This window comes from Acidimicrobiales bacterium (genome assembly GCA_035512495.1).
Taxonomy (GTDB): Bacteria; Actinomycetota; Acidimicrobiia; order Acidimicrobiales; family CADCSY01; genus DATKDW01.
Map to the genome: position 1 here is coordinate 1 of DATKDW010000044.1, position 11,843 is coordinate 11,843.

Below are 11,843 nucleotides of genomic sequence, written 5' to 3' on the forward strand. Positions count from 1 at the left end.
GGTCAGACTTCGTGGGCCCGGGTGGGATCGAACCACCGACCAAAGGATTATGAGTCCCCCGCTCTGACCACTGAGCTACGGGCCCGCGGCGGCGCTCGGCGGTCGAACGCTGGCTCCGGGGGTCGGGCTCGAACCGACGACAATCGCATTAACAGTGCGGCGCTCTGCCAACTGAGCTACCCCGGAATGGCCCGCCAATCTAGCAGCCCGTGCACGAGCCCCATCACCGCCCGGTGCGTGCGCGAGCAGCTGTACTGGACCGACGGGCAGCCGTGGCTGTGCCGGTTGTGCCTCATGGTGGCATCCGCCACAGGACGATGGGGGGCGTGGAACTGCTCGACGGGGACGCCCGTGAGCGACGACCAGAAGCGGTCCAGCCCTCACCGCGGAGCTCCCGCGCTCGCGCCCGTTCGACCGTCTTGCCGCGGTACCCCATGGACCCATCCTGACGATGGGGTACGACAGCGAGGTGCCTGCAGGAAATCGCAGTTCCGAATGGGGCTGGCGTGGGAGGCTCTGTGGGTGGGGGAGCAGGCGGACGAGCGGCGCATGACGGGCGGGTGGCAGACCACCGTCCACGAGCGCGATGGCGTCGTCTACCGGTCGCCCAAGCCGCAGAGCACCACCGTGCTGGCCCTGCTGCGACACCTCCGATCGAACGGCTTCACCGCGGCCCCGGAGGTGATCGGAGACGGTCTGGCTCCCGACGGGCGAGAGATGCTGCGCTTCGTCCCCGGCGCGATCCAGCAGCCCGACCCGTGGGACGACGAAGCCATCGCCCTCGTCGGTGAGCTGGTTCGTCACCTGCACGACGCCGGCAAGGGCTTCGATCCGCCGACGCCGCCTGTCTGGCAGCCGTGGTTCACCCGTGCACTCCCCGGCGACCGACCCGTCATCGGCCACGGCGACCTGGGCCCGTGGAACATCGTCACCCGCAGCGGTGTGCCCGTCGCGCTCATCGACTGGGACAACGCGGGTCCGGTCGACGCTACGTGGGACCTGGCCGACGCCGCCTGGCTGAACGTGCAGCTGCATGACGACGACATCGCCGAGCGCAACGGTCTCCCCGACGCGGCGGGCAGGGCGGCGCAGCTGCGGGTCATGCTCGACGCCTACGGCCTCGAGCATCAGCGGCGGGACCGCTTCGTGGACCAGCTGGCCGAGCTGGCCATCCATGCTGCGGCCGACGAGGCCGTGCAGGGCGGCGTGACACCGACGAGCACGACGGCCGTCGACGGTCAGGGCTTCCCGGTGATGTGGGCGGTGGCGTGGCGGGCTCGCAGCGCCTCCTGGATCCTGCGCCACCGCGACCTGCTGCGGAGAGCGGTCGGCGCGTAGGGCCCGAGTCAGTCGCCGATCCAGGTGGGGGCGTGGTCGAGGAGGTAGCGGCTCACGCCGAGGCACTGCTCGAAGGTCTCGCACAGCAGGACCTCTCCTCGGAAGAGCTTGGCGAGCGACACCTGCTGGCGGGCGACGATGGTGAGGGTGCGCTCGGGGGCATCGGTGACGGCGCCGTAGGAGTCGATCGCCGACACCTCGAGTGGGAGCTCGAGGCCACCAACGCCGGCCAGCTCGGTGGCGAGGAGCAAGAGGTCGGGCCCAGCGGCCAGCGGGGGCAGCGCCCAGGTGAAGGTGAGGGGGAAGTGCCACTCGTCGGGGGGGAGGTCGCTCTCGTCGAGGCTCATCACCACGTCCTCGAACGTCAGCATGGCCCGAGGGTCGACCTCGAGCGCCAGGTGGAGGTCGAGCGGGCCGCCACAGGCCTCTTCGGGGTGGAGGTCGACCTCCCACGCCTGGCGCAGCGAGTAGGTCTCGACGAAGTGGCGCTCGTCGTGCACGTGGAAGGCGTGATCGACGGCGTGGTCCTTGAGCTCGGCCACGTACCCGGCCACGTCGATGACTGCCACGGCAGCCGAGGCTACCGGTCCCTTCCGTGGCCCCGGTACCGTCCCGGAGGTGGGCGACGACGACCTCCTCGAGGTGCTGGGCGCGGCGGTGGAGGCCGTGCGCTCGGCGCTGGGCACGGTCACCGACTGGCGTCCCGGGACCGAACGGGTCGGCCAGTACCGGATCGACCTGGTGGCCGACGACGCCGCACTCGGGGTCCTCACCGCCGCCGGCCTCGGCGTCCTCAGCGAGGAGAGCGGCCTCCACCAGCCCAACCGGGAGGTCGTGGTGGTGGTCGACCCGGTGGACGGCTCCACCAACGCCAGCCTCGGCATCCCGTGGTACGCCACCAGCCTCTGCGCGGTCGACGAGGGCGGTCCCAGGGTTGCCCTGGTGGTGAACTTGGCCACCGGTGAGCGCTTCGAGGCGGTCCGCGGTGGGGGCGCCCGTCGTGATGGTGTGACCGTCCGCCCGTCCGGGTGCACCGATCTTGCCGACGCCGTCATCGGCCTCTCGGGCGCGCCGGCGGGACACGGCGGGTGGCGCCAGTATCGGGCCCTGGGGGCGGTCGCCCTCGACCTCTGTTCCGTGGCCTGCGGCCGGCTCGACGCCTACGCCGATCTCACCAGCCCCAGCGCCCACGGGGTGTGGGACTACCTCGCCGCGCTGCTGGTGTGCGAGGAGGCGGGGGCGGTGGTGACCGATGCCGGCGGCCAGCCCCTCGTCCACCTCGACCACGGTGCCCGCCGATCGCCGGTCGCCGCCGCCACGCCCGCGCTGCTCGACGGCGTCGTTCGCATGTGGGGGGCCGGTGGCGCCCACCCGTAGGCTCACCGCCGTGCGTCGCCGCCTCCACCTCATGCTCCTTCGGCTGTACCGCCGACTCCCGCGGAGCGGGAGGCGCTTCGTCGTGCACCGGCTGGCACCGTCGTTCACGGTGGGCGCCATCTGCGTCGTGGAGCGTCCGGACGGAGCGCTGCTGCTCGTCCGCCACTCCTACCGGGAGCGGTGGGGCTTCCCAGGTGGCTTGCTCCAGCGGGGAGAGGACGTGACCGTGGGCGCCCGGCGAGAGGCGCTCGAGGAGGTCGACCTCGACATCGAGCTGGTCGGGGAGCCGGCCGTCGTCGTCGAGCCTGCGCCCCGACGGGTCGACGTGGTCTTCCGGGCCCGCCCCCGCGGGGGAGCCGACCCGGCCGCGGTGCGTGCCGCCTCGCCCGAGATCGTGGAGGTGGCCTGGTTCGCGCCGGACGACCTCCCGCAGCTCCAGGAGGAGGCCGCCACCGCCATCGTCGCCCTCGCCCGGTCCGACGGCAGCGATCTCGGGCGCTCAGACTCGCTCAGGGGTCGACCCCCGGGGCGTCGCCCCACCGACCCGTAGACTCGACGGCCCATGTCGAACATCGCTCCCGCCTCCTGGCGCATCGACCCCGTCGGCCCGCTCACCGGTGAGGTGGTGGTCCGTGGCTCGAAGAACGGCGTCACCAAGCACATGGTGGCGGCCGTCATGGGCGATACGCCGTCCACCATCCGCAACTGCCCTCAGATCGGGGAGATCGACATCACCGCGGGGATGCTCGGTGACCTCGGCTGCGAGGTGGAGGTCGACGGCGACACGGTGACGGTGGCCGGCAGCGCCATCTCCAGCGGACGGGTCCCGCTGTCCTACGGCGGCCTCAACCGCATCCCGATCCTGCTGGTGGGGCCCCTCCTGCACCGCATGGGGGAGGCGTTTGTGCCCTTCGTCGGCGGCGACCGCATCGGCACTCGGCCCGTCGACTTCCACATGTCGACCCTGCGGGCGATGGGCGCCGAGGTCGACGTCACGCCCGACGGCCTCGAGGCCAAGGCGTCGCGACTGCACGGTGCTCGCATCCGCCTCCCGTTCCCGAGCGTCGGCGCCACCGAGACCGTCCTCCTCTCCGCTGCGCTGGCCGAGGGCCGCACCGTGGTCGAGAACTGCGCCCTCGAGCCAGAGGTCATCGAGCTGGCGCTCTTCCTCCAGCGGATGGGTGCCCGCATCGAGCTTCGGCCCGACCGGCGCTTCGTCATCGAGGGCGTCGAGCGGCTCCAGGGAGCGGACCACCACCTCGACGGTGATCGCATCGAGGCGTTCAGCTACCTGGCGGCCGGGTTGGTGACCGGCGGCCGGGTCACGGTCCGGGGGTGTGGCCAGGAGCGGCTGGTCACGGCCATCTCCACCCTGCAGCGGATGGGCGCCCGCTTCGACATCACCGACGAGACCGTGTCGGTCGAGGCCGACTCGCTGCGCCCAGCGGTCGTCCAGACCGACACCCACCCCGGGTTCATGACCGACTGGCAGTCGCCGCTGGTCGTGCTCTTCACCCGCTGCGCCGGCATGTCGGTGGTCCACGAGTCGGTGTACGAGGACCGCTTCCCCTACGTGGGAGCCCTCCAGCAGATGGGGGCGGAGATCGAGCTCTTCGACGTGTGCCTCGGCGGGCGCGACTGCCGGTTCAACGAGAGCAACGCCATGCACTCGGCGGTCATCCGGGGCGTCACCCAGCTGCGGGGGGCGGAGATCACCGTGCCCGACATCCGTGGCGGGTTCGCCTACGTGATCGCCGCCGCGGTGGCCGAGGGGTCGTCGGTGCTCCACGACGTGCACCACCTCGAGCGTGGGTACCACCGCCCCCTCGAGGCCTTCGCCGGCCTCGGACTGGAGATCACCCGCCAGGAGGGGTGAGGCGCCGGCCTGCGGCTAGTCGGAGCCGGCCGCGACCAGGTGGCGAAGCGCCGGCGGCGAGCACGGGTGGCGCAGCTTGGTGAGGGCCTTGGCCTCGATCTGGCGGATGCGCTCTCGGGTGAGGTCGAGCTCGTTGCCGATGTCCTCGAGGGTCCACGGGATGCCGCCGGCGAGGCCGAAGCGCAGCCGCAGCACCCGGCGCTCGCGCTCGGTCAGGCGTCGCAGGACCAGCGCGAGGGCGTCGTGCTCGAGGTGAGCAGCTGCCGCGGCGAAGGGCTCCTCGGCGCCCTCGTCGGCAAGCAGGTCGGCGAGCTCGCCGCTGTCGTCCCCGAGGGGCACCGAGAGCGACACCGTCTCCCGGATGGCATGGCGGTACGTGATGACCCGGTCCGGGTCGAGGCCGGTGGCCTCGGCCAGCTCCGCGACCGTCGGGGCTCGGTCCAGCCGGCGGGTGAGCTCGGCGGTGGTGCGGGCCAGCGAGGCGATGGCGTCGCCGACGTGGGCCGGCACGCGGATCGCCCGGCCCTTGTCCGCCATTGCCCGGCTGATCGACTGGCGGATCCACCAGGTCGCGTAGGTCGAGAACTTGAATCCCCGCTCCGGATCGAACTTGTCGACGGCGCGCATGAGGCCGAGGTTGCCCTCCTGGATCAGGTCGAGGAGGGGGAGTCCCGAGCTCTGGTAGCGCTTGGCGATCGAGACGACCAGGCGCAGGTTGCACGAGATGAACCGTTGACGGGCGGCCGCTCCCTCGGCGGCCCGGTGCTCCAGCGTGGACCGCTCGGCCGGGGTGAGGGGACCGGCCCCGGCATCGGCGAGTCGGTCCCGGGCGGCGTCACCGGCGACGATGGCCCGACCGAGGGAGACCTCCTCGGTCGCGGTGAGCAGGGGGTGGGCCCCGAGCTCGCTCAGGTACCGCCGCACCGGGTCGTCGCCAGTCGCGGACCTCGTTCGCACCGTCACGCTGCTTGCCTGGTCCTGGTGGTCACCGCCCAGAACGGTAGGGCCAACGACCGCTGCCCCGGGGGATGCCGCCGATCCCCGCGGGCGGGGGGGGCTACGGTCGGCTCATGCACGCCGGATGGCACACGGGGCTCCCGGTGAGGTCGTGAGCCCGTCGCCCTCGTCGGGTGCCGACGCCCGCCCGACCCGGCGCTGGTGGGACATCGAGGCGCCGGCGCTGCGCTGGGTGGCCCTGGCCAACCTGGCCGGTGCCGTCTTCGTCTTCGTCTTCCTGAACCAGCTCTCCCAGCCCTTCGACGACGCGCCGGGCGCGCTGAGCGACTCCTTGCTGCTGGCCGTCTTCGGTGCCTACATGGTCGGGGCGATCGCAGTCGGTTTCGGTGCCGCCCACCGGGTGATCGGCCGGGCCCTGTCCTGGGTCGACGAGCAGCGCCAGCCCGACGCAGGCGAGGTCCAGGCTGCCCTGAGCCTCCCGCTCCACCTCGCCCTCCAGTCGCTGGCGCTCTGGGTCCTGGGGGCGCTCCTCTTCGGCGGGATCACCGCGCTCGGCGGCAGCGCCCCCCGGGAGGTGCTGCGGATCGCGGTGGGCACGGTGATCGGTGGCGTCAGCACCTGCTCGCTCACGTACCTGCTCGTCGACCGTGCCCTGCGGCCGCTGTTCGCGCTCGCCCTCGCCGGCACGCCCCTGGCCCGTCCCACGACGCTTGGGATCCGGGTCCGGTTGGTCTTCTCGTGGGCGACCGGGTCGGGCATCCCGCTGGTCGTCATCGCCCTGTCGCCCCTCGGGCGACCTGATCCAACCGCCACCCATGTCACCGCCCTGGTGTCGCTGGCCGCCATCGGCCTCGTCTCGGGGGGGCTCATGATCGCGGTGGCGGCTCGCTCCGTCGCCGACCGACTCAAGCTGCTCCGCCGCGCCCTGCGACGTGTGCAGCTGGGCGATACGGCCGTGAGCGTCGAGGTCGATGAGGGTGGGGAGGTCGGCCAGCTTCAGGCTGGGTTCAACTCCATGGTGGCCGGCCTGCGCGAGCGCCAGCAGCTGCGCGACCTCTTCGGACGCCACGTCGGCGACGAGGTCGCCCGGCAGGCCCTGGAGCGCGGGGTGGGGCTCGGAGGTGAGCAGCGCCAGGTGAGCGTGCTCTTCGTCGACCTCATCGGTTCGACCGCCCTGGCTGCCACGAGGCCGGCATCGGAGGTGGTGGCCACGCTCAACGCCCTGTTCGGGGCGGTCGTGCGGGCCGCCGGCGAGGAGGGCGGCTGGGTCAACAAGTTCGAGGGTGACGGCGCCCTGTGCGTGTTCGGTGCGCCCGAGGACCAGCCTGACCACGCCGCCCGGTCCCTTCGGGCGGCCCGCGCGCTGCGCGCGGAGGTGGCGGACCTACGGGGTGCTCACCCTGACCTCGACGTCGGGATCGGGGTCTCGTCCGGTGTGGCGGTGGCCGGCAACGTCGGCGCGGAGGAGCGCTACGAGTACACGGTGGTGGGTGACCCGGTGAACGAGGCGGCCCGGCTCACCGAGGCAGCCAAGATCCGGCCCGGCCGGTTGGTGGTCAGCCGGGCGGCGGTGGCCGCATCGGGCGAGGAGGCCCGGTGGTGGGAGCCCGGTGCCGTCGTGGAGCTCCGTGGTCGGGCGGCACCGACCGAGACCTACGAGCCCCTCGACGCCACCACCGCGCCGGTCGTCCCGACGGAGCAGCGTTAGCCGATCGGTGCCAGCTGGTCGAGGGCGACGGCGGTGTGCAGGGCGATGCCGGCGGCCATGGCCGACTCGTCGAGCACCATGCGGTTGGAGTGGTTGGGTGCAGGGGGACGTGGTCCGTCGGGCATCGCCCCGAGGAACACCATGGCGCCGGGCACCTCCTCGAGCACGTAGGAGAAGTCCTCCGCCCCCATCACCGGGCTCGGCAGCTCGATGACCGCGCGCTCGCCCACGACCGTGGTCGCGACCCGGGCAGAGGTGGCGGCCATCCCAGCGTCGTTGACCGTCACCGGGTAGCCCTCGTCGATCGTGACGGTGGCGGTGGCCTCGTGGGCGTCGGCGATCCCCTCGGCCAGCCGGCGCAAGCCGTCGAGGACCTGCTGGCGGGTCCGGGCCGACACCGCTCGGAGGGTGCCGGTGAGGTGGGCCGCCTCCGGGATCACGTTGTTGGTGGTGCCGGCCTCGATCTTGGCGATGGTGAGGACGGCCGGGTCGAAGGCGTCGACCCGGCGGGTGATCATCGACTGGATGGCCTGGACGATCTCGCAGGCCACGGGGATGGGGTCGAGGGCCTGGTGGGGCATCGAGGCATGGCCGCCACGCCCGGTCACCGTGATCCGGACCACGTCGGCCGAGGCCATGAACGGGCCGGGTCGGGTTGCGATCATGCCGTTCGGGATCGTCGGGGTGATGTGGATGGCGAAGGCGCTGTCGGGCCGTGTGTCGCCCTCGAGGAGACCCTCCTCGATCATGAAGCGGGCGCCGTGGTGGCCCTCCTCGCCCGGCTGGAAGGCGAAGACGACGCGGCCGTGGAGGAGCCCCCGGCGGGCGTGCAGCAGGCGGGCGGCGCCCACGAGCATGGCCACATGGGCGTCGTGGCCACAGGCGTGCATGGCGCCGTCGACCTCGGAGCGGAACTCGAGATCGGTGTCCTCCGGCATCGGGAGGGCGTCCATGTCGGCGCGCAGGAGCACGGTGGGTCCGGGTTGGTCGCCGTCGAGCACCGCCACCACCGAGGAGACGCTGGTGCCGGTGCGCAGGTCGAGGTCGAGACCGTCCAGCTCGGCGAGGACGGTCTCCTGGGCCCACGGCAGGTCGAGGCCCAGCTCGGGCCGGCGGTGGAGGCGCCGGCGCAGGTCGACGGCCGCCTCCATCTCGGAGGCGGCGGCATCGAGGAGGTCGGACCGGGGCGTCATGGCGCCAGCATGGCATCCGGCGGCGCGATCCTGCCCGGCGCCCGGTAGCGTCTCGGCCTTCCCGGGCGCGTAGCTCAGCTGGCTAGAGCACCTCCCTTACAAGGAGGGGGTCGGGGGTTCGAGTCCCTCCGCGCCCACCGTGGGCACCGAGATGCACCGTCCTGAGCAGGTTGAGGTCGTCACCGGAAGCGGTGACCTCTACGTGGCGCCGTCGGGGATCCAGGGAAACGGAGTCTTCGCCGCCCGTGCCTTCGAAACGGGTGACCTGGTGGAGCGGGCGCCGGTGCTGGTGTGCCCCGCTCCCCAGGAGTCACTGCTGGAGGAGACCGACCTGTGGGGCTTCTACTTCGACTGGGGCGGCGGCGCCGTCGCCATCGCGCTCGGGTTCGGGTCGCTGTACAACCACGCCTGGCGCGCCAATTGCCGCTACGAGCACGACGTCGAGCTCGGGATCGTCGACTTCTACGCGGTCCGGCCCATCACCCCCGGCGAGGAGGTCACCGTCAACTACACCGGTGACCCCGACGGCACCGGCGAGCTCTGGTTCTCCACGGACGACCCCCCGCCCTCCTGACGGCGAGCTACGGCCCGTGCGGCGAGGCCGAGGGTGACCACCCACGCCGTGCCCAAGACCGCGACCATGGCGAGCACGGCAACGGCGAAGGCGCCCATCTCGCCTTCGGCCTCGCGCTGGAGGAACTGCTGCTCCCGGACGAAGGGGGCGGTGCGATCCTCGGCGGGGATCTCATCCAGCCCGTACTCCTCGTCGGCTGGCAGGCGGATCGGGACCGCCATCATCTCGGCGCCTCGGTGCAGGCGAAGGAGGCTCTTGGCGCCGCCGGTGAGCTGCAGCGCCTCGGGGGCCCGGTACTCGCCGGGACCGACCCGCTCCATGTGGGCGATGGTGCGCCCGCCCCACTGCCAGCTGCCGGCGGTGAACCACCGGGCGTCTTCGGCGGCGTCGGCCGGGTCGAGGCGGACGGAGACCACCGCCCGCTCGTCGTCGACCCAGTCGAGGGTGACCTCGGCGGTGACGTCGCCCACGGGCCGGGGGGCGGGGATGGCGAGCGCGACGAGGACGCCCACGAGGGCAAACCCGACGGCTGCGGCGGGGATCCGTCGCCGGGCCGCCTCCTCGCTGAGGGCGCCGCCGACCGCGGCGCCGAGCACCGCTGCCGACACGGCCGCAAGGGCACCCACCAGGAGGGCGTCGGGGAGCAGGGCAGTCGTCCACGGCTGGTGGGCCCCCTGGTTCCACATCCACTCGACTGCCAGGCCTCCCGTGGCGATGCCGAGACCGGCGGCCAGCGCCAGACGGAGCCGGCGCTGCGTGCCGAGCAACCGGGCGAGGACTTCGACGATCACGGCCGAGCCGAGGTAGACGGCGCCGGGTCGCGTCTCCACCGGGCCCGACGAGTCGCCGAGGACGTCGCCGACGCCGAACAGGAAGATGCCCGTGGCGATGCCGAGGGCCCACCAGGGCCCGTGGACGAGGCGGATGGCCAGGAGGGCGAAGCCGGCGGCCAGGCACACCAGCACCGGATGGTAGAGCTGCTGCCACTGGGGGACGCCGAAGCTGAACTCGCCCTGGACGCTCGAGAGGCCCTGGAGGGTGAGGGCGGCGGCGACCACATGCAGACCCCGCGCCCAGCGCCGGTGGGCGGGCGTCGTGCCCCGGCCGGGGCGCACGCCGGCGTCGACGAGCACGAGCCACGACGCGAGACCGCTGAACGACGCGGCCAGGATCATCACCAGGTGCGGGGGGCTCCACATGGTCACGTCGACGCCGTACTGCTGGTGCCAGAGCTCGTCGACGGGAAACCCGGTGACCGCCGCGATGCCGAGAACGCCGAGCGGGATGGTGGACCACGGGACGCGCAGCCCGCCCCAGCGGAGGGGGGTGTCGACTCGCTCCTGGGTCGCCACCAGGATTCCGGCGAGCGGGGCCGAGGCGATGATCACGAGGCCGGCGAAGATCGCGGTGTGGGGCGCGGTGAAGAGCACGTCATCGCGCCCGTAGGTCACGTGGTAGGCGACGTCGGTGTAGAAGCCGTAGCCGGCGAAGGCGAGGCCGTAGATGCTCAGAAGCAGCGTGGACGCCGCCCAGCCCGGGACACCGGTGAGCCGCTCGAGGCGGCGGGGGACCCGCAGCACGATCCGATCGAGCAGGGGTCCCTCGGAGCGGCGGCCGGAAGCGGCGAGGGCGGCGATGATCGCCACCAGCACGGCGGAGAAGACCCACACGGGTCGCCAGGAGGCCAGGGCGCTGCCGCGTGCGGTCTCGACGGCGAGAGCGGTGAGCTGGGTCATGCCGGCATCATAGCGTTACCAGCGGTAACAGTCCAGGGGCCCCACCCGCTCGGGGCTGCTCAGGTGCCGGCGAGGCGAGCCACGACCGGTGCCATCGCCTCGAATGCACCCTCGTTGAAGGTGATGTAGGACAGGCCGTGGTCGTCACGGCGCTGCCGGAGGTCCTCGCAGATCTCGTCGACGTTGCCGACGAGTGCATGGGGCACCTGCAGCGCCTGGTCCGGCCGGATGTTGAAGCCGCCGGCCATTGCTGCGGCGGTGCCCTCGCGGTCGTCGGTCACGATGGCGAGGAACACCAGCACGTTGAGCTCGATCTCGTCGAAGCGGTCACCGGCGGCGTCACGGACCCAGGCGACCTTCTGGGCGGTTGCCTCGGCGGTCGCGTTGGGGCCGGCGTCGGGACCGATCTCGCCGGCGGCGAGGTTGACGTTGATGCCCACGATGTCGGCTTCGCGGCCGGCGATCGAGAGCACCCGCTTGCCACCGCCGCCGATGATGATCGGCGGCCCGGGCTGCTGCACCGGCCGGGGCGTGCCCTCCATGGCATCGACGCGGTAGTGCTCCCCGGTGAAGGTCACGGTCTCGCCGGCGAGGAGGCCCTTGATGATGGTGATGGCCTCCTCCATGCGGCTGATGCGCACGCCCGGCGGGTCGTAGGGCATCCCGGCGCCGTCGTAGTCGGATCGCATCCACCCGGCGCCGATCCCGAACTCCAGCCGACCCCCGGAGAGGACGTCGATGGTGGCCGCCTCCTTGGCGAGGACCACGGGGTGCTTGTAGTCGTTGTCCCACACCAGGGCACCCACCTTGAGCTCGGTGGTCGCCGCCGCTGCCGCCACCAGGGCCGGCACGGGCGCCAGCTGGTCGCCGAAGTGGTCGGGCATCAGCAGCGACGAGTAGCCGAGATCCTCAGCCTTGCGGGCGAGCGCCGCCCAGGCGGGGCCGTCGGCGGCGTTTGCCAGCTGGATGCCGAAGCGGAAGGGGTGGTGGGCCATGGCCGCAGGGTACGCGGTGGTGGTTCGGGCGGTTGCCGGGCGGGCAGGGAGCGGGCGATGTCCGGGCCCCCGAACCGGACGGTACCGTG

The 11,843-nt window shown here is 72.6% G+C and carries 11 protein-coding genes and 3 tRNA genes; 7 read left to right on the forward strand and 7 right to left on the reverse strand.

Annotation, left to right across the window (positions count from 1 at the left end; genetic code table 11):
* Positions 1-12: 12 nt before the first annotated feature.
* Both VMN58_05650 and VMN58_05655 read right to left on the reverse strand, forming a co-directional pair.
* Positions 13-85: transfer RNA gene (locus tag VMN58_05650), tRNA-Ile, on the reverse strand.
* Between the two features lie 25 nt (positions 86-110).
* A tRNA-Asn gene (locus tag VMN58_05655) sits at positions 111-186 on the reverse strand.
* A 336-nt stretch (positions 187-522) separates the two neighbouring features.
* On the opposite strand from VMN58_05655, the gene VMN58_05660 reads away from it, so the two are divergent.
* Positions 523-1,338, forward strand: coding sequence for a phosphotransferase (locus VMN58_05660; protein HUF32677.1), 816 nt, complete (start codon positions 523-525; stop codon positions 1,336-1,338).
* Between the two features lie 8 nt (positions 1,339-1,346).
* Here VMN58_05660 and VMN58_05665 read toward each other — a convergent pair whose 3' ends face one another.
* Positions 1,347-1,907, reverse strand: coding sequence for a hypothetical protein (locus tag VMN58_05665; GenBank protein ID HUF32678.1), 561 nt, complete (start codon positions 1,905-1,907; stop codon positions 1,347-1,349).
* 49 nt (positions 1,908-1,956) lie between these two features.
* On the opposite strand from VMN58_05665, the gene VMN58_05670 reads away from it, so the two are divergent.
* Genes VMN58_05670 through murA form a run of 3 tightly spaced genes read left to right on the forward strand, consistent with a single transcriptional unit; the run spans position 1,957 to position 4,591 of the window.
* On the forward strand, positions 1,957-2,715 hold the full coding sequence (locus VMN58_05670) for an inositol monophosphatase family protein (GenBank protein HUF32679.1): 759 nt from the start codon (positions 1,957-1,959) through the stop codon (positions 2,713-2,715).
* 10 nt (positions 2,716-2,725) lie between these two features.
* Positions 2,726-3,265 (forward strand): NUDIX domain-containing protein, encoded by a 540-nt coding sequence (locus VMN58_05675; GenBank protein HUF32680.1) that lies wholly within the window; start codon positions 2,726-2,728, stop codon positions 3,263-3,265.
* A 12-nt stretch (positions 3,266-3,277) separates the two neighbouring features.
* Positions 3,278-4,591: a UDP-N-acetylglucosamine 1-carboxyvinyltransferase gene (gene murA / locus VMN58_05680; GenBank protein HUF32681.1), complete on the forward strand. Its 1,314-nt coding sequence runs from the start codon at positions 3,278-3,280 to the stop codon at positions 4,589-4,591.
* A 15-nt stretch (positions 4,592-4,606) separates the two neighbouring features.
* On the opposite strand, the gene VMN58_05685 is transcribed toward murA, so the two are convergent.
* A complete protein-coding gene (locus VMN58_05685) occupies positions 4,607-5,548 on the reverse strand; it encodes a sigma-70 family RNA polymerase sigma factor (GenBank protein HUF32682.1) in 942 nt (313 codons plus the stop codon).
* 124 nt (positions 5,549-5,672) lie between these two features.
* Here VMN58_05685 and VMN58_05690 point away from each other — a divergent pair, with 124 nt between their 5' ends.
* Positions 5,673-7,256 (forward strand): adenylate/guanylate cyclase domain-containing protein, encoded by a 1,584-nt coding sequence (locus tag VMN58_05690; GenBank protein HUF32683.1) that lies wholly within the window; start codon positions 5,673-5,675, stop codon positions 7,254-7,256.
* On the opposite strand, the gene VMN58_05695 is transcribed toward VMN58_05690, so the two are convergent.
* Positions 7,253-8,449 (reverse strand): M20 family metallopeptidase, encoded by a 1,197-nt coding sequence (locus VMN58_05695; GenBank protein HUF32684.1) that lies wholly within the window; start codon positions 8,447-8,449, stop codon positions 7,253-7,255. The genes VMN58_05690 and VMN58_05695 overlap by 4 nt on opposite strands.
* A 63-nt stretch (positions 8,450-8,512) precedes the next feature.
* Here VMN58_05695 and VMN58_05700 point away from each other — a divergent pair.
* Both VMN58_05700 and VMN58_05705 read left to right on the forward strand, forming a co-directional pair.
* Positions 8,513-8,586: transfer RNA gene (locus VMN58_05700), tRNA-Val, on the forward strand.
* A 14-nt stretch (positions 8,587-8,600) separates the two neighbouring features.
* A complete protein-coding gene (locus tag VMN58_05705; protein HUF32685.1) occupies positions 8,601-9,023 on the forward strand; it encodes an SET domain-containing protein in 423 nt (140 codons plus the stop codon).
* Here the strand turns inward: VMN58_05705 and VMN58_05710 are convergent.
* On the reverse strand, positions 8,957-10,759 hold the full coding sequence (locus VMN58_05710; protein ID HUF32686.1) for a hypothetical protein: 1,803 nt from the start codon (positions 10,757-10,759) through the stop codon (positions 8,957-8,959). The genes VMN58_05705 and VMN58_05710 overlap by 67 nt on opposite strands.
* Before the next feature lie 59 nt (positions 10,760-10,818).
* Entirely contained in the window at positions 10,819-11,754 is a 936-nt protein-coding gene (locus tag VMN58_05715) for a TIGR03621 family F420-dependent LLM class oxidoreductase (GenBank protein HUF32687.1), read from the reverse strand.
* Positions 11,755-11,843 lie beyond the last annotated feature (89 nt).

Coding starts and splice junctions, on each gene's coding strand:
- VMN58_05710 (HUF32686.1), bottom strand. CDS start 10,759: ATGACCCAGCTCACCGCTCTCGCCGTCGAGACCGCACGCGGCAGCGCC.
- VMN58_05715 (HUF32687.1), bottom strand. CDS start 11,754: ATGGCCCACCACCCCTTCCGCTTCGGCATCCAGCTGGCAAACGCCGCC.
- murA (HUF32681.1), top strand. CDS start 3,278: ATGTCGAACATCGCTCCCGCCTCCTGGCGCATCGACCCCGTCGGCCCG.
- VMN58_05695 (HUF32684.1), bottom strand. CDS start 8,449: ATGACGCCCCGGTCCGACCTCCTCGATGCCGCCGCCTCCGAGATGGAG.
- VMN58_05690 (HUF32683.1), top strand. CDS start 5,673: ATGGCACACGGGGCTCCCGGTGAGGTCGTGAGCCCGTCGCCCTCGTCG.
- VMN58_05705 (HUF32685.1), top strand. CDS start 8,601: ATGCACCGTCCTGAGCAGGTTGAGGTCGTCACCGGAAGCGGTGACCTC.